Here is a 16,231-nt window from a genome sequence, read left to right as displayed (position 1 = left end):
TAATAATGACCCAACCTACTCGCGGCGTAGTTGCTGCTGGCAATCAAAAAACCGCTGCTGCGGGGATAGAAATGTTGCAACAAGGCGGTAATGCTTTTGATGCAGCAGTAGCAGCAATTCTTGCATCTTTTGTAACTGAGTCTACTTTGACATCAGCAGCGGGAGGCGGGTTTCTATTAGCCCATACACAAGCTAACGAGCATATTTTATTTGATTTTTTCTCGCAAACCCCTCAAAGCAAGCAAGTAAATAATCTTAACTTCTATCCAGTTGAGATTAATTTTGGTGATGCAGTGCAGGAGTTTCACATTGGTTTGGGTTCGATGGCTGTACCAGGAAATATTGGTGGCGTTTTTCACGTACATCAAAAGTTGGGTAGATTGCCGTTTCATGTTGTCGCCGAACCAGCAATTCATTATGCCAGTAAGGGCGTAGAAATTCAAAAGTTTCAATACTACTCGGCAAATATCCTGGAACCTATTATCAGCGCTTCTTCAGAAATGCTGCAAATTTATGCACCAAATGGGCAAATGCTTGCTCCTGGTGAAACTTTATTCATGCCATATTTTGCTGATACTTTGGCTTATTTAACTCAAAAGGGAGTCAAGGAATTTTATCAAGGAGAAATTGCTCATCAGTTAGTAAAAGATTGTCAAGAATATGGCGGTTACTTAACTTTGTCTGATTTGAAAAACTACCAAGTTATAGAACGGAAACCGTTAATTGTCGATTACAAACAAAATACATTTTTAACTAATCCACCTCCAAGTTCGGGCGGCATATTAATTGCTTTTGCTCTGGAATTATTAGCGAATGTTGATTTCACTAACATTGAATTTGGTTCTACTAAACATTTGCAGATACTTCAAAAAGTAATGCAACTAACAAATATAGCTAGAAAAGATAGGTACAACACCAATATATATCAACAAGATATTGAAAAAAGCTTTTTATCTAGCGAACATATCAATATCTACACCCAGCAATTAAATAAATGGGGAAGCACTACACATATTAGTGTTATTGATGCTGAAGGTAATGCTGCAAGTACCACTACATCTCACGGAGAAGGCTGCGGCTATGTTATTCCAGGTACGGGGATAATGATGAATAATATGTTAGGAGAAGAAGATTTAAACCCGCATGGATTTCATCAATGGCAAGAAGATGTGAGGATTTCTTCGATGATGTCACCGACAATTGTGCTGAAAAATAACCAGCCAGAAATTGTTTTAGGTTCAGGTGGTTCTAACCGAATTAGAACGGCAATTTTACAAGTTATATCCAATATAATTGACTTCAAAATGCCTGTAGATATGGCTGTAAATAGTCCCCGCATTCATTGGGAAAATAACGTGCTGAATGTAGAACCAGGCTTTGATGTGCAGCCAGAATTATTGATAGGCGAGCGCACAATTTTATGGAATCAGCAAAATATGTTTTTTGGTGGAGTGCATACAGCGATGGAATTTGACGGCGTTATTACGGGTGCAGGCGATCGCCGTCGCAATGGTGCGATCGCCTCTCTATAACTATTTCAAACGCTGGTGAGCATCCAAAATAATTCTTTCTGTTTCCTCCCAACCAATACATTTATCTGTCACCGAAACGCCGTATTTAAGTTGTGTCAAATCTCTAGGTAATGCTTGGCTACCTTCATATATATTTGATTCCAACATCATACCGACGATAGATGTATTACCATCGATAATTTGTTGAATTACATCTTCAAAAACCCCTGCTTGGCGCTTGTAATCTTTATTAGAATTGCCATGACTGCAATCAATTACAATTCGCGGGGGCAAATTTGCTTTTTTCAATTTTGCTTCTGCATCTAGTACGCTTTCCGCATCAAAATTAGGCTTACTACCACCGCGTAAGATAATATGTCCGTGAGCATTACCTTTAGTTTTAAATGTACTTACTTGCCCTTTAGGATTGATACCGAGAAAATTGTGCGGGCTTTTGGCAGATTCTAAAGCATTTAGAGCTACCATAATACCGCCATCAGTACCATTTTTAAAACCTACAGGCATAGATAAACCGCTTGCCATTTCTCGGTGAGTTTGCGACTCAGTAGTACGCGCTCCAATCGCCGACCAAGAAATTAATTCACCAATATATTGAGGTATAATCGGGTCGAGAGCCTCTGTAGCAGTAGGCAAGCCCAACTCTGTAATTTTTATTAATAGTTCGCGAGCAATCAATATGCCTTTTTCAATATGAAAAGAATCATCCATATCAGGATCGTTAATTAATCCTTTCCAGCCTACAGTTGTACGCGGTTTCTCAAAATAAACTCGCATAATTAGCAGTAGCTTATCTTGTACTCTGTCAGCTAATGCCTTTAACTTCTGCGAATATTCTTCAGCCAATTTGACATCGTGAATAGAACAAGGACCAACTACTACAAACTTTCTACTATCTTGAAATTCTAATATTTGCTCGATTTCTTTTCTGAACTTGAGGACAGTTTTTTCTGCTGTATGACTTAGAGGTAACTTCTTTTTGATTTGTTCGGGAGTTATTAACGTGTGAGACTCTTGGATGTGCGTATTTGACAGATGGTTTTGATGAGACATATTTCCTAGATGCGATTGGGGTAATTATTCAATATTAACTGTAAAAATAGAGGTTTACTAAAAGTTTAAGTATATAAAATATGGCAATTAAATAACAAATTTTTCGCTCGGTTATTTTAGCTTAAAGTCTACATAAACTGCATCATAAAATCGTAACTATTTTGATATCACCGCCGAATCTCAAATCCTTGGATACCTTCTAATGATTGATATTCAAGTATAATATCTTTAACTTCAGCAGGATGTTGTACTTGACGGATAGAAAGTAGCATTTGCTCGATATTGCTACTATTTCCTTCAAAAACCGCTTCTACTCTACCATCAGGAAGATTTCTCACCCAACCATTAACTTTAGATTTGGTTGCTGCTTGCAAAACTGCATACCTAAAGCCAACTTTTTGCACTCTTCCCGAAACAAAAATATGACAGCGCCTTAAATTATCCATTTGCGACGATCGCATTAAGTCAGTACATATTTATTAAATCAGTAAGCGATCGCTCTTTTCCCGAAGCCAGCAAAAAGCCGTACAACTGCGACTAACAGTTATACAGCTTGTAAAGTTAGAAGCAGGATCGCTAACTAATCGTCATCATCGTCATCATCGTCATCGCGCCGTCTGCGGCGATCGTCATCATCATCGCGGTATCTGTAGCTACGTTCATCATCGTCATCATCGTCATCGCGCCGTCTGCGGCGATCGTCATCATCATCGCGGTATCTACCCCGCCGATCGTCATCATCACGCCGTCTGGTGCGATCGCCGATTAAATCCCTAAACTTATCTCCTAAGTTCATACTTGCTCCTAGTAGATTTTGATTGAGACAATTTACTTAGGAGTGTGTCACGCAGTTTCAACAGATATCTCTGTCATGAGTTATAAATATTAGAATTTAAAGCTCATTTCATTTGCTCACTGGTAACTGGTAACTGGTCACTGGTAACTGGTCACTGGTAACTGGTCACTGGTAACTGGTCACTGGTAACTGGTCACTGGTAACTGGTAACTGGTCACTGCTTAAGCCCAACCGCGCAATTTGTAGATTAGCAGCCCTACATACTCTTTTAAAGCGCGAGTAAAATTTTGTAAATGACTGCTATCAGGCAACAAGTTTAACAACCTAGCTTCAACAGTACCTTGAATTTCTTGAATTTCATTGCTGCTAATGAGAAAATCAGTAGGTGCAGCAACAGCATCGATTTTTTGGCGTTTGAAGATAGCCAGACTGCGCGGCATATGCATAGCTGAAGTTACCAACAAAATCCGGTTAATGCCCCTTTGTTGCAGGATTTTTTTGACATTCACGGCATTGTCGTGAGTATTGTAAGAATTTGGTTCTTGAACAATAGCCGATCGCGGTACGCCAATTTGAGTAAGAATTTCCGTCATATCCTCAGCTTCAGGAGGACCGCTACCCTTCCATTCTATGCGTCCGCCGCTGACAATAATTAAAGGTGCTAAACCTTGGCGATACAAAGTAGCGCCATAGAGAACGCGATCGCCTTCTTCACTCAAATCTACACCAGGGCGGGGCGGAAAACCTGCTTTCGTACTACCACCCAAAACAACAATCGCCTCTGCTGAAGGAAGTTGGGAAGGGATATTTTGCCATTCTAAACTTCGTACCATAGCCAGTGCAGTCCAACCATTGCTAGTCAAAAGCAAAGTTAGTAAAGCTGCAACAACAGGAATAGCCACCCAGCGCGATTTTTTCCATAACATTACCAACGCCACTACTAGCAGCACGCACGTAAACCCTAGAGGATAGATGAATAGAGGTAGTAGTTTGGATAGATAAAGGAACATTAGATGGAGACAAGGAGATGTAGAGACGTAGCATTGCTACGTCTAGGACTAGGTAGAGATTGAAAATACAGGTTTATATTTTGGTTAATTGGGCAGCAATAGGTTGGCTGGTATCTAGCGATCGCACATAAGGTTGTTCTGCTGGTGTAAACGCGTCTGAGGCTGCAATTTGGGACTCTAACAAGTCAGCAGTAGCATCAGCAATATCACCTCGCCGCTGTTGCAAACGCTCCTTCAAGACTTCAATAGGGGCATTACAGTGGATAATTTGCAAAGGTATTTGCTGAAAGTCCGCCATGTCGATCGCATTCATCCTTAAATCTGTGCGATCGTATTTGGCATCCAAAATTACCGTAAAACCTTGGCTTGCCAGCATAACTCCCAATTGCAGCAAGCGATCGTAAGTTTTCTGCGTCATTTCGGGCGTATAAAGTTCATCGCCGCCGCGCTCAGATAGCGCAATTCCACCCAAATGCTTGCGAACAGCATCAGAGCGAATCACAATAGCATCCAACTTCCGCGCCAAGTGTTTTGCAGTCGTACTTTTTCCCGAACCCGACAAACCCGACATCAAAATCAATCTTCCTTGATGGGGTTTAGTGTACTCCCAAGCCAATTTGTAGTAATCAGCCGCAGTTGCTTTAGCTTCTTCTTTAACTTGTGCTGGTACGCCAGGATCGTCAAGCAAAAACGAAGTTACCTTAGCACGCACATAAGCTTGACGGCTCAAATACAAAGGCAATACCTGCAATCCTTCCCAATCGCCAGTTTGTTCCACATAAGTATTGAGAAAAGCATTCCCAAACTCAGGACATTGCCTAGCTTGCAAATCCATCACCGTGAACGCCACATCGTACATTACATCGACAAAGCGAAACGGCTCATTAAACTCAATACAATCGAACAGCAGAATTTTATCTTGCCACAGACAAATATTTCTCAAATGCAGATCGCCGTGACACTCGCGAATAAAATTATTTTGTATCCGACTACTAAATAATTGCGATCGCTCATCGAAAAAACTATCCGTATAATGCTTAGTTTCATCGTACTGAGCCTGACTTTGAGGACCGCCAATATACTTAGTAGTTTGCTCGTAATTTTCATCAATAGCTTGACGTACCTGCGCCACCTCACCAAAAGAGCGAATGAGATCGCTACTTTGAGCATTAGCATGGTACAGAGCTACAACCCTCCCCAACTCCTCCATCTGAGCCTCAGTCAACCTACCATGCTCAAACATTTCACTTAGCAGCACATCTTGAGGAAACTGCCGCATCTTCAGCACATATTCCACAGCCTCCCCAGAACCACCCAAAACAAACTTCCCATTATCCTGAGAAATCGGCAACACCTCCAAATAAAGCTCAGGAGCGCCCCGCTTATTCATCTCCAACTCTTGCCTGCAAAAATGCTCCCGCTTCTCTAACGTAGAATAATCCAAAAACCCAAAATTGACGGATTTTTTCACCTTATAAGCAAACTCACCAGTAAGCAGCACATAAGAAACATGAGTCTGAATCAACTCAACAGGCTCTCTCACCCCATGAGGATAAAACCCCGCCTCCAACATCCGCTCAATCAAATCCGGCACAACAGCATCACTCATATCTTGTTTTACCTCCTCTTTTCGCGCTCTTCGCGTCTATACGCTGCGCTACACTATCGTGAACGCGGTTCGTTAAAAAAAAACCAGGAGTCAAACCCCTGGCATAATACAACAATAAACTACCCCAAAACTTAAGCCGATTCCGTACCAGCTTCCGCACCCTCACTACTATCAGCCACAGCCTCCTCAATAATCGCCTCAGCCTCAGCGCTAACAGTAGAAGGCACAATCGAAACCACAGCCCGCTCAGGCTCACCCAAAGCCGTAATACCCGCAGGTAAAACAAGCTGATTTACATACAAAATATCTTTAAGGTGAAGATTAGAAATATCCACCTCAATAGCATCAGGAATACTATCAGGAGCGCATCTAACCTCAAGTTGAGCCAACACCTGATCTAACACGCCGCCTTCTAGTTTCACTCCAGGAGCTTCGCCTACAAGTTGAATTGGCACTTCCACATCCAAACTATCTTGAGATGCGATCGCAAAAAAGCTGACATGATATGGCGATCTTTTAGCTGGATGCACCTGCACTTCCCTGAGCAAAGTCTTCCCGCGCCAAGACAAGTCAGGAATACTTACATCAATCACAGTATTATTCACCGAAGCTTTTTTAAGCAATGTCTCCAAAGTCTTCACTTTGACTGTCAGCGCGATTGATTCTGCACCTTTATGCCCGTACAAATTAGCAGGAATTAAACCTTCTCGGCGTAAAGCTCTCGGCTTGCTACCTTCCGCCCGTTTTTGACACTCAACTGTAAGTTCCATGACAACCAACTAAATATAAACAATAAACACAATCTAAGAAGCTACCGGAATTCCGTTAGCATCCAACAACGCCCGCTTAGGACCGTGAATCGGATCTTCAACTATAATTGTTTGATCCCGACTAGCACCCAAAGAAACGATCGCAATTGGTACGTCCATCAACTCAGCCAAGAACTTGAGATAATCCAAAGCTTGACGCGGCAGATCGTCTAATGAGCGACAATGCTCTGTAGACTGCTTCCATCCTGGCAAAGTTTTATAAACTGGACGACACTGGGCAAAACGGCGGGCGCTACGGGGAAAATCCTCGCACTTTACGCCATCGATTTCGTAAGCAACACAAACTTTAATTTCCTCTAATTCATCGAGAACATCTAGTTTAGTAATTGCCAAACAATCCATGCCATTGATCCGCACGGCGTAACGACCAATAACAGCATCAAACCAACCGCAGCGGCGCTTGCGCCCTGTTGTTGTGCCAAATTCTGCGCCGCGTTTGCCAATGAGTTCGCCAATTTCCTCGCGTAACTCGGTAGGAAATGGTCCTTCACCTACGCGCGTTGTATAAGCTTTGGCTACGCCAATTACGCGATCGATCGCTGTCGGACCTACACCCGTACCGATGCAAGCTCCTCCAGCTACAGGGTTAGAGGAAGTTACATAAGGATAAGTGCCGTGATCTAAATCTAACAGCGTCCCTTGTGCGCCTTCAAATAATATATTCCGGCGACGCTGGATTGCATCGTAAATTTTTAAAGAAGTATCGACTACATGAGGGCGTAAGCGATCGGCATACTCTAGATACTGGGTAATTACTTCTTCTGGATCTAACGGCGGCAAATTATACAGTTTTTCTAAAATGACGTTTTTGTAGCCAATCGTCCATTCCAACTGTTCGCGCAGTCCTTTGGCATCCATCAAGTCCAAAACTCTGATGCTTATCCTTTCTGACTTATCAGCGTAAGTTGGACCGATCCCCCGCCCAGTTGTCCCAATTTTATAGCTGCCTCGCTTCTCTTCTGATGCTTGGTCGATCAGCCGATGGTAAGGCATTGTGACGTGGGCTGTTTCTGAAATTAGCAGATTGCGCGTGGAAATATTTAGTTTTTCTAACTGGTCTAGTTCGCCAATTAATACTTGGGGGTCAATTACTGTACCGCAACCGATAATGCACTCAGTTTCGGGGTACAGAATTCCTGAAGGGATCAAATGCAGCTTGAACGTTTGACCCTGAACGACAATTGTGTGTCCAGCATTCACGCCCCCTTGGTAACGTACAACAATATCAGCCGACTTACTAAGCAGGTCCGTGATCTTTCCTTTTCCTTCATCGCCCCACTGGGAGCCTATTACTATGACGTTAGCCAAGGGATTTTGTTAAATATTAAAGTTTTCACAAACTACAATTATCAGCATATACCTTAACTTTTGTCAACAAAGGTTTTTACTCTATGGCAAGAGCGTACTTTAATGGCTATTTTGTCAAGCAAAATTTGCTAATATTAGCATTAAGTAATTTAAACATATAAATATAGAGGTCGCTGTGACTTTATACGCTGAATTACACCGTCACTTAGGCGGTTCTGTCGTACCTCGAATTTTGTGGCGTTACTTTCAGCGTCACGCTAGCGATTTAATCGAGCGGTTTCCTGATTATCCTGATTTTGAAGAATTTTACACGCGATCGCGCAATACTTTAGATGAATATCTAGAACTGCACACGCTGGTAGAAAGCGTCCAAACTGTGCAAACTCTGCCTTATTTTATCTACCGATTAATTCGCGGCGCATATATATTTGAAAATTTAGCTTATTTAGAACTGCGCTACACTCCATATCTCCGCACGCCAGATAGTTTGAGCCAGTCAGAACGCATTGACAAAATGGCGGAAATTGTTGATGTGGTGGGAATTGCTAGTCGCGTTCCTGAATATCCCATTGTCACCAGCCAAATATTATGCGCTCACTCGCGGCTACCTTATGAAGTTAATAAAGCAATCATTGACTTAGCAGCCAGCAAACAAGAGTATGTCTGCGGTATAGATATAGCTGGGGGAGACAGTCATTATGCAGAACGATTAGATGAGTTTATCGGCTTATACGAGTACGCGCGATCGCTTGGTGTCAAAACTACCGGACACTTGTACGAAACTACCGCCGGATGTTACCCAGAAATGCTACCTTACTTGATGCGAATTGGGCATGGCATTCAAATTCCCTTATTGCATCCAGAGTTATTAGCTGAAGTAGCAAGAAACAAGCAGTGTTTGGAAGTATGTCCGACAACTTACTTAAAAACAGGCACTTTGGACGATATTAAGCAGTTAAAGATAGTATTTGACCGCTGTTTTGATGCAGGTGTAGATATTGCTATTTGTACTGATAACGCTGGCTTGCACAACGTTCGCTTGCCATTTGAGTATGAAAGCTTGTTAACTCATGACATTATTAACTTCGAGCAACTCAAAGCGTGTCAAGAAGCAGCTTTTCGTCATGCTTTTGCTTGGGGCGGTCGCGATCGCCCAGCTTCAATTCTAACTAGCTTGCTGCAAGCTTAAACTGTATGATGGGGCGCAAGAAAACAAGGATAATTGCGATCGCCTGTTTCTACCTGAATTGTAGAGTGTTCGATGCCAAATAAATCGTGAAGCTGCTGACTAATTTGACTCAAAAAAGCATCACTGGGACAGCCTTGAGGCATAACTAAATGTGCAGTTAGCGCTGTCTCAGTGGTACTCATTGCCCAAATATGCAAATCGTGAACTTCAGCAACACCCTCAGTTTCTTCTAAATAAGTTTTTACAGCAAGTAGTTCGATTCCTGGCGGTACGCCATCAAGAGCTAGACTTACAGAGTCTTGTAGTAGCTGCCAAGTACCAAAAACAATTACTGCGACAATAATTAAGCTCACAACCGGATCGAACCACAACCAACCAGTCGCCACGATTGCGATTCCAGCTAGCACCACGCCTAAAGATACTATAGCGTCGGCTGCCATGTGTAGGAAAGCTCCTTTGATATTTAAATCGCGATCGCGAGCAAACATTAAAGCAGTGATAGTATTGATCGCAATTCCTACCGCTGCTACACCAATCACAACACTACCAGCTACTTGATGAGGATTTAAAAAGCGTTGCACAGCTTCCCAAGCAATCCCACCAGTAACTAATAACAGAAAAATAGCGTTAAACAAAGCTGCCAAAATAGAAGAACGCCGCCAGCCGTAAGTATGACGGTGAGTTGGTAAGCGACGCGAAAGAATACTTGCTCCCCAAGCCAGCAACAGCCCTAAAACATCGCTCAAATTATGACCAGCATCAGCAAGCAAAGCCAGGGAATTTGCAAAAACTCCATAGAATGCTTCAATGGCAACAAATCCAGTATTAAGAACAATGCCAATCACAAAAGCTTGATTGTAGTTCTTAGGAGTGTGAGAGCGATCGTGGTGATGGTGAGCAGACATGATTTAGGCTAATTAATTGTTTGATTTCGGGTTGTGCTAAACAGTAATTTAGAGATTGAAAGAGAAGCGTCCGTCTACCTTTTCGCCCTTAATATCTGAGGTGATTTTTACTTGATACTGACCTGCTGCCTTTTCCGGTAGCAATGCAGCGTAGTGTTTGCCACTAACATCATAAGTTAGGTTTAATGTTTGCTGCTTTCCGTCTGGCGATTGAACTTGCGCCGTCACTTTAGCATCAGCAATTGGTTGATGATTGTCACCTGTTTGCAAATAAAAATCTAAATGAGTGCCGTTAGCTTCTGGTTCCGGTACAAGCTCTAAATGGTACTCACCTGATTCTACTACTTGCCCTCCGGCTTGCGGTACTGAGGCTTGGTCGTTGGAGGTGGTTGGAGATGTTTCTACTTGGGCTGATGGGGAAACCTTAACATCGGTAGTTTGCTCGTTATTACAAGCTGCTAGTCCGAGCAATCCTAGACTAGCAAATAGAATCAAGCTGGTCTTCACTAATTTCATGTTGTTAACTCCTGGGGTTATTTTTGGCGTATGCGCCTTGATGGTTTAAATCTAAAACTGCTGTATCTATGGTTTCAGCAGCCTTTGTTTTCGGCACTAAAATATTGCCGAATTGACTATATAAAGCTGGTAGTACCAGCAATGTCAAAGCTGTAGAAGTAAATAATCCGCCTAATACCACTACTGCTAAAGGCTGGAGGATTTCTTTACCCGCTCCGCCGCCAATTACCAAAGGTCCCAAGCCCAAAGCGGAAGTAAAAGCTGTCATTAAAATCGCGTTGAGTCGCTCCATCGAGCCAGAAACGATCGCTTCCTTTAAAGGCATTCCTTGGGCAAACTTGCTGTTATAGTTGTCAACTAATAACAAGCCGTTGCGAGTTGCGACACCAAATAATGTAATAAAGCCAACTAAAGAAGCGACAGAAATAACTCCGCCTGTAAGCGCTACGGCAACTACTCCCCCAACTAAAGCTAGAGGTAAATTGACCATAATCGTAGCTGTAGAAGGAATTGAGTTGACGGTTAAATACATTAAAACTGAAATAATGACGAAAGCGATCGCGCTAAACACCAAAATATTTTGAGTAGCGCGTTGCTCTGACTCAAATTGCCCGCCGTACTCAACAAAGTAGCCAGAAGGTAACTTTATTTGTTGCGCTACTTTTTGGCGAATTTCATCCACAATAGACCGTAAATCTCTACCTGTGGCATTTGCGGAGACGACAATTAAACGAGAGACATTTTCGCGGTTAATGGTATTTGGTCCTGTACCGTAGGTAATTTGGGCAACTTGAGCCAGTGGAATTTTTTGCCCTGCTGGAGTATCTACTAACAAATTGCCGATCGCATCTAAATTGTTACGCGAGTTTGCATTTAACCAGACGACTAGATCGAAAGTTTGCTGCTCATCCAAAACTTGGGACACTACTTGCCCATTAAGTGCTGTTTCTATCATTTCCGCAAGCGCTCCTACAGTTAAGCCATAACGAGAAGCTGCAAGGCGATCGAACTGAATTTGAATTTGTTTAATTGGTACTTGAGGTTCGAGTTGCAAATCTACTACTCCAGTAACAGTTTGCATGACTTTTTCTACTTCAACACCAACGCTGCGGAGTTGTTCTAAATCTGAACCGAAAATTTTTACAGCGATCGCAGTTCTTACTCCTGATAAAACTTCATCTAGGCGGTGAGAAATAAATCCGCCGACATTTGCTGCTACTCCAGGCAGCCTAGCAAATTCCGCTCTGAGTTTTTCGATACTCGCTTGTCGATCTTTAATCCCTGCGGCACTTAGTTCTACATCTAATTCGCCAAAATTCACGCCACCGACATCGCTATCGCCTGGTGCGCGTCCCGATCGCATAGCAATTGCTTCGAAGCGGCGATCGCCTTTTAAAGCGTCTTGAATTGCCAAGCCAGCAGCATTAGTAGTTTCCAAAGAAATGCCAGGGTAGAGGTTGACTGCATTAATTAGCGATCGCTCTTGAAATTCGGGCAGAAATACCCGTCCTAATGAGGGAGCAATCGCGATCGCCATTACCAAACTTGCCGCCGCTGCTATCAATATCAATTTAGAGCGACGCATTGCAAATATTAAAGCAGGACGATAAAGCCCTTTAAAAAATCTTGCTACCCAAGGCTCTCTAGTTGGCAAATGACCGTAAGGCAACAATACAGCAGATAAAGCAGGCGTAATTGTCAAGGCAGTAAGACTAGATGCTAAAACTGCAACTAAATAAGCTATCCCCATCGGTGTAAAAATCCGCCCTTCCACGCCAGCTAAAGCAAAGATAGGGGAGAAAACAACGATAGTAATCAAAGTTGCGCCAAACAATGAATCGCGTACTTCCTGACAGCCTGCAAAGACGACTTCTAAAGGTGGTAGGGGGTTCTCTTTCAGTCTGTTTTCCCGCAAGGAGCGGTAGACATTTTCGGCATCGACAATGGCATCGTCAACGGCTGAACCGATGGCTACAGCAAGCCCTCCTAAAGTCATGGCGTTTAACCCTTGTCCTAGCCAATTTAAAGCTAGCAATCCCAGTAGTAAAGATAGGGGAAGGGCAGTTAGGCTCACTGCTAGAGTTCGCCAGTTCATTAAAAAGGGGATAAGAATAGCAGCAACAATAATGCTGCCTTCAATTAAGGCGGCGCGGACGTTATCAATGGAAGCATTAATAAAATCGTTTTGCCGAAAGGTGACAGCTACCTTAACATCTTTGGGCAAGCTAGATTTAGTTTCTGCCATTGCTGTCTCAATAGCTCTTGTCACAGTGGGAGTATCGGCAAGCGGCTGTTTATTGACTGTTAGAATAATTGCCTGCTTGCCATTTAAACTCGCATCGCCGCGTTTGAGTGCTGCCCCAATTTTCACCTCAGCAATGTCAGCTAATCTTACAGGCGTACCGTTGCGGGCTGCTACTACAGATTGTTGTAAGTCTGCAATCGATGTCAAGCGCCCGACACCTCTAATTAGCAATTCGCGATCGGAGGTAGTTAAATAGCCACCAGGAGCATTAACGTTTGCTTGCTTGGTTGCTTCAGCGACTTCTGCTAGGGATATGTCAAATGCTGCTAGTTTTTCAGGACTTACTAATACTTGATACTGGCGTACATCGCCACCAAATACTACTACTTGCGTAACTCCTGGTACGGCTAAGAGGCGATTAGTTATTTGCCAATCAATTATTCGCCGTACTTCCATTAAGGGAGTGGTTTCGGAAGTGAAGGCGTATTTAATTACTGTGCCGATAGGAGAGCTAATTGGGGAGATTTGCGGCTGTTCTACACCTTCAGGGAGCTTTGATTGTGCTTGTTGCAACCGCTCGGCTACTAGCTGCCGCGCTTGATAAATATCAGTTCCCCAGTCAAAAATAACTCTGACAACAGAAATACTAACTGCGGATGAGGAACGGACGGTTTCTACTCCTGGAGTACCATTGAGAGCGCTTTCTATTGGTAAGGTGACAAGAGACTCTACTTCCTCTGGAGCCAAGCCAGGAGCTTCTGTTTGAATCTCTACCTGGGGTGGCGCAAAGCTGGGAAATACATCTACTGGCATTTGCGCTGCTACGCGGATTATCCATAGGGTAATTAAGATTGCTCCTAAAATAACTAGCCAACGTCGAGCAATAGACCATTTGATAATTGCATTAAGCATTTCTGATGGTGAATTATTATTTGATCTGCGACTTTTGAGTTTTGCATAGGCGTTCTTCGATCGGTTCGGCTGTTATATAAGTAAGTTTTTTAGGTTTACTACGCCTACCAATCCAGAAAGCAGTAGCACTAATTAATCCCCCAGCAGGAACTAGCAACCACCAAGGTAAATTAGATTCCGCGTTTAGATTCGTTGTTTGCGGCGTATCTTCTCCATCATTACCACCGCGTAAAGATTGGGCGTAAAGTTGGTTTGCTCTTTGTGTAACTACCAAGTCTCCAGTAAATAAACCGCTTTTAACTTCAACTAAATTTCCTGATGTTTGACCTAAATTCACTTCTACAGGCTGGAATGCTGAACCATTTTGCACGTAAACAAGTTGTTTGCCGTTTGCCTCAACTACTGCTGAAGTAGGAATAATAGCGATCGCATCTGCTGTTTGGTTTGTGAGGATTTCTATATTGGCGAACATTCCAGGTTTTAGCTGGCGCAGCGAATTATCTACGGCAATTTGTACTGGTACTACTCGCGTTTCTCCTGCAACTACGGAACCAATGCGGGTAATTTTGCCTGTAAAGGTGCGATCGCTTAAACTAGAAATTCTGACGGTTGCTTGTTGACCTATATTAATTTCGGGTAAATCTTTTTCGTAGACATTGGCGGTAGCGAAAACACCGCTGTCGTCTACAACGGTCATTAATTTGCCACCCGCGTCCTCAAATGATTGACCTAAAGTAACTTGGCGATCGCTTACTTGTCCAGAAATCGGCGCTGTTACTGTTACCAACCCTTTAGCATTCGCAAGGCTACCTAGTTGTTGCAGTCTAGTTCGATAAGTTGCATTGCTCAAATTGATCCGCGACTTAGCTACATTTACCGCCGATTGAGCGCGTTTGAGTTGGGCTTGAGCTTCGATTACGTCTCTACGACTATCAGCTTTAGTCAATTGGGCTTTTGCTTCTACAACCGCTGTTTGCGATTCTAAAGCTTGACGGCGAGGTAAAGCGCCCGCTGCTGCTAATTCTCGATCTTTGTTGTCACGTTCTTGAGCAAGTGCTAGTTGGCTTTTGGCTTCGGCTATTTCAGCGGCGGCTATTTGCAAATAACGTTGATAGTTTTGTTGGGCTAAGTTCAAATCTGCTTGCGCCTGTTGCAAATCTGCTTGTGCTTCTGCTTGTTTTTCTTGAGAAGTTACGCGCAGTTCGGCAAGTTCGGGACTTGACAAAACAGCAACAGTTTGTCCCTTTTTAACACTACTACCAGGTTCGACTAATAGTTCAACTATTGTTCCAGGAATTGGCGCTGTTATTTCGACTTGTTTGTTAGGTACAGTCTCAATTTGCCCAGTAGTTTTAATGCCAATATTTAAGCGCTTGCTATTAACAGGTTCTACTTTTATGCCTAGCCTGGTGGCAGTTTCCTTATCAACTGTAATTGAATTAGTAGTTTGACTGCTTGCCTGATGTCCGCCTTGAAATTCATTGCCATGTCCGCCGTGAGCTAATACATTGTTAGGAGCGATCGCATTTAAACATAATGAGCTTGCTGCACTCCATAGTAATATTTGCCAGAAATCAATTCTAGACATAATAATTTGCGATTTATAATCAAATTACTGGTTGTACCAAGCTTTACGCCACTGTTGCATTTGCTTAACTTCTGTTTGTTGGGAAGCAATAATTTCTTGGGCTAATTGCTTTATTTCTGGACGATTAGACTTATTTAAAGCATCTTTAGCCATAGTTACAGCACCTTCGTGGTGAGGAATCATAGCATTAATAAATCGCAAATCAAATTGAGCATCAGCCGCGCCTAAATCTTCCGACATCATCATAGTTTCGTGCTGTTTGGCTGACATTGGTACTACTGACTTATTTGCGCCACCATAGGCGACGGGTTGTTCGCTTGCTTGGGGATACCATGCTTGTCGCCATTGCTGCATTTGAGCAATTTCTTTCTTTTGCGCTTTGATAATATTGCTAGCTAGCTGCTTAATTTCTGGGCGTTTAGATTTCTCTTGAGCTTCTCTTGCCATTACTACCGCACTTTGGTGATGCATTGCCATTGCATCAATAAATCGTAAATCATAATTAGCATCAGCCGTACCTAAATCCATGTCCATATCGTGATTCATAGTGCTGTGGTCTGTATTGCTAACAGCATCTACACTTGGACTAGAAATGTTTTGATTTGGATTGTTAGTGTTAGTACAACCAGTTACTGAGGCGATCGCTATAATTGCTAAACTTAAAAAACTTATTTTCATGCTAGTAAGTTTCATATTTGTATTCTCCTGATATCTGCAATCAATCTGCCTTTACGCTATTGT

General features: G+C 42.8%; 14 protein-coding genes. 2 read left to right on the top strand and 12 right to left on the bottom strand.

The features are described from left to right. Window positions 1-5 precede the first annotated feature (5 nt). Complete coding sequence (ggt, locus tag UH38_RS13425; RefSeq protein ID WP_045055172.1) at window positions 6-1,532, top strand: gamma-glutamyltransferase; 1,527 nt, start codon at window positions 6-8, stop codon at window positions 1,530-1,532. Here the strand turns inward: ggt and UH38_RS13420 are convergent, their stop codons facing one another. The 7 genes from UH38_RS13420 to UH38_RS13390 form a co-directional block, all read right to left on the bottom strand. Then, the gene (locus UH38_RS13420) at window positions 1,533-2,582 is read right to left on the bottom strand and encodes a 3-deoxy-7-phosphoheptulonate synthase (protein ID WP_045055171.1); all 1,050 of its coding nucleotides are present in this window, start codon (window positions 2,580-2,582) and stop codon (window positions 1,533-1,535) included. It abuts the gene before it with no gap. Between the two features lie 167 nt (window positions 2,583-2,749). After that, on the bottom strand, window positions 2,750-3,028 hold the full coding sequence (locus tag UH38_RS13415; protein ID WP_045055170.1) for an acylphosphatase: 279 nt from the start codon (window positions 3,026-3,028) through the stop codon (window positions 2,750-2,752). A 134-nt stretch (window positions 3,029-3,162) separates the two neighbouring features. Next, on the bottom strand, window positions 3,163-3,378 hold the full coding sequence (locus UH38_RS13410) for a hypothetical protein (RefSeq protein ID WP_045055169.1): 216 nt from the start codon (window positions 3,376-3,378) through the stop codon (window positions 3,163-3,165). Between the two features lie 221 nt (window positions 3,379-3,599). Further along, a complete protein-coding gene (locus tag UH38_RS13405) occupies window positions 3,600-4,388 on the bottom strand; it encodes a YdcF family protein (protein WP_045055168.1) in 789 nt (262 codons plus the stop codon). A 73-nt stretch (window positions 4,389-4,461) separates the two neighbouring features. After that, window positions 4,462-5,997: a bifunctional aminoglycoside phosphotransferase/ATP-binding protein gene (locus tag UH38_RS13400; RefSeq protein WP_045055167.1), complete on the bottom strand. Its 1,536-nt coding sequence runs from the start codon at window positions 5,995-5,997 to the stop codon at window positions 4,462-4,464. 131 nt (window positions 5,998-6,128) lie between these two features. Next, window positions 6,129-6,767 (bottom strand): 50S ribosomal protein L25/general stress protein Ctc, encoded by a 639-nt coding sequence (locus UH38_RS13395; protein WP_045055166.1) that lies wholly within the window; start codon window positions 6,765-6,767, stop codon window positions 6,129-6,131. Window positions 6,768-6,800: 33 nt separating this feature from the next. Beyond that, window positions 6,801-8,135 (bottom strand): adenylosuccinate synthase, encoded by a 1,335-nt coding sequence (locus UH38_RS13390; protein ID WP_045055165.1) that lies wholly within the window; start codon window positions 8,133-8,135, stop codon window positions 6,801-6,803. 175 nt (window positions 8,136-8,310) lie between these two features. Here UH38_RS13390 and UH38_RS13385 point away from each other — a divergent pair, with 175 nt between their 5' ends. Then, window positions 8,311-9,324 (top strand): adenosine deaminase, encoded by a 1,014-nt coding sequence (locus tag UH38_RS13385; protein WP_045055164.1) that lies wholly within the window; start codon window positions 8,311-8,313, stop codon window positions 9,322-9,324. Here the strand turns inward: UH38_RS13385 and UH38_RS13380 are convergent. Genes UH38_RS13380 through UH38_RS13360 form a run of 5 tightly spaced genes read right to left on the bottom strand, consistent with a single transcriptional unit; the run spans window position 9,321 to window position 16,183 of the window. Next, a complete protein-coding gene (locus UH38_RS13380; protein WP_045055163.1) occupies window positions 9,321-10,229 on the bottom strand; it encodes a cation diffusion facilitator family transporter in 909 nt (302 codons plus the stop codon). The genes UH38_RS13385 and UH38_RS13380 overlap by 4 nt on opposite strands. 48 nt (window positions 10,230-10,277) lie before the next feature. Beyond that, entirely contained in the window at window positions 10,278-10,745 is a 468-nt protein-coding gene (locus UH38_RS13375; RefSeq protein ID WP_045055162.1) for a hypothetical protein, read from the bottom strand. A 4-nt stretch (window positions 10,746-10,749) separates the two neighbouring features. Further along, window positions 10,750-13,902 carry an efflux RND transporter permease subunit gene (locus UH38_RS13370; RefSeq protein WP_045055161.1) on the bottom strand — a complete coding sequence of 1,051 codons (3,153 nt, stop codon included), beginning with the start codon at window positions 13,900-13,902 and terminating at the stop codon, window positions 10,750-10,752. Window positions 13,903-13,918: 16 nt separating this feature from the next. Next, the gene (locus UH38_RS13365; protein WP_045055160.1) at window positions 13,919-15,490 is read right to left on the bottom strand and encodes an efflux RND transporter periplasmic adaptor subunit; all 1,572 of its coding nucleotides are present in this window, start codon (window positions 15,488-15,490) and stop codon (window positions 13,919-13,921) included. 24 nt (window positions 15,491-15,514) lie between these two features. Next, entirely contained in the window at window positions 15,515-16,183 is a 669-nt protein-coding gene (locus UH38_RS13360) for a DUF305 domain-containing protein (protein WP_045055159.1), read from the bottom strand. Window positions 16,184-16,231: the final 48 nt, after the last annotated feature.

This window comes from Aliterella atlantica CENA595, assembly GCF_000952155.1.
GTDB classification, from domain to species: Bacteria; Cyanobacteriota; Cyanobacteriia; order Cyanobacteriales; family Chroococcidiopsidaceae; genus Aliterella; species Aliterella atlantica.
Note: the sequence above shows the minus strand (reverse complement) of the source record. Positions and strands in the feature narration are given on the sequence as shown.

Excerpts from the sequence above, each read along its gene's own strand:
- ggt (WP_045055172.1), top strand. The coding sequence starts at position 6 with ATGACCCAACCTACTCGCGGCGTAGTTGCTGCTGGCAATCAAAAAACC.
- UH38_RS13420 (WP_045055171.1), bottom strand. The coding sequence starts at position 2,582 with ATGTCTCATCAAAACCATCTGTCAAATACGCACATCCAAGAGTCTCAC.
- UH38_RS13415 (WP_045055170.1), bottom strand. The coding sequence starts at position 3,028 with ATGGATAATTTAAGGCGCTGTCATATTTTTGTTTCGGGAAGAGTGCAA.
- UH38_RS13410 (WP_045055169.1), bottom strand. The coding sequence starts at position 3,378 with ATGAACTTAGGAGATAAGTTTAGGGATTTAATCGGCGATCGCACCAGA.
- UH38_RS13405 (WP_045055168.1), bottom strand. The coding sequence starts at position 4,388 with ATGTTCCTTTATCTATCCAAACTACTACCTCTATTCATCTATCCTCTA.
- UH38_RS13400 (WP_045055167.1), bottom strand. The coding sequence starts at position 5,997 with ATGAGTGATGCTGTTGTGCCGGATTTGATTGAGCGGATGTTGGAGGCG.
- UH38_RS13395 (WP_045055166.1), bottom strand. The coding sequence starts at position 6,767 with ATGGAACTTACAGTTGAGTGTCAAAAACGGGCGGAAGGTAGCAAGCCG.
- UH38_RS13380 (WP_045055163.1), bottom strand. The coding sequence starts at position 10,229 with ATGTCTGCTCACCATCACCACGATCGCTCTCACACTCCTAAGAACTAC.
- UH38_RS13375 (WP_045055162.1), bottom strand. The coding sequence starts at position 10,745 with ATGAAATTAGTGAAGACCAGCTTGATTCTATTTGCTAGTCTAGGATTG.
- UH38_RS13370 (WP_045055161.1), bottom strand. The coding sequence starts at position 13,902 with ATGCTTAATGCAATTATCAAATGGTCTATTGCTCGACGTTGGCTAGTT.
- UH38_RS13365 (WP_045055160.1), bottom strand. The coding sequence starts at position 15,490 with ATGTCTAGAATTGATTTCTGGCAAATATTACTATGGAGTGCAGCAAGC.
- UH38_RS13360 (WP_045055159.1), bottom strand. The coding sequence starts at position 16,183 with ATGAAACTTACTAGCATGAAAATAAGTTTTTTAAGTTTAGCAATTATA.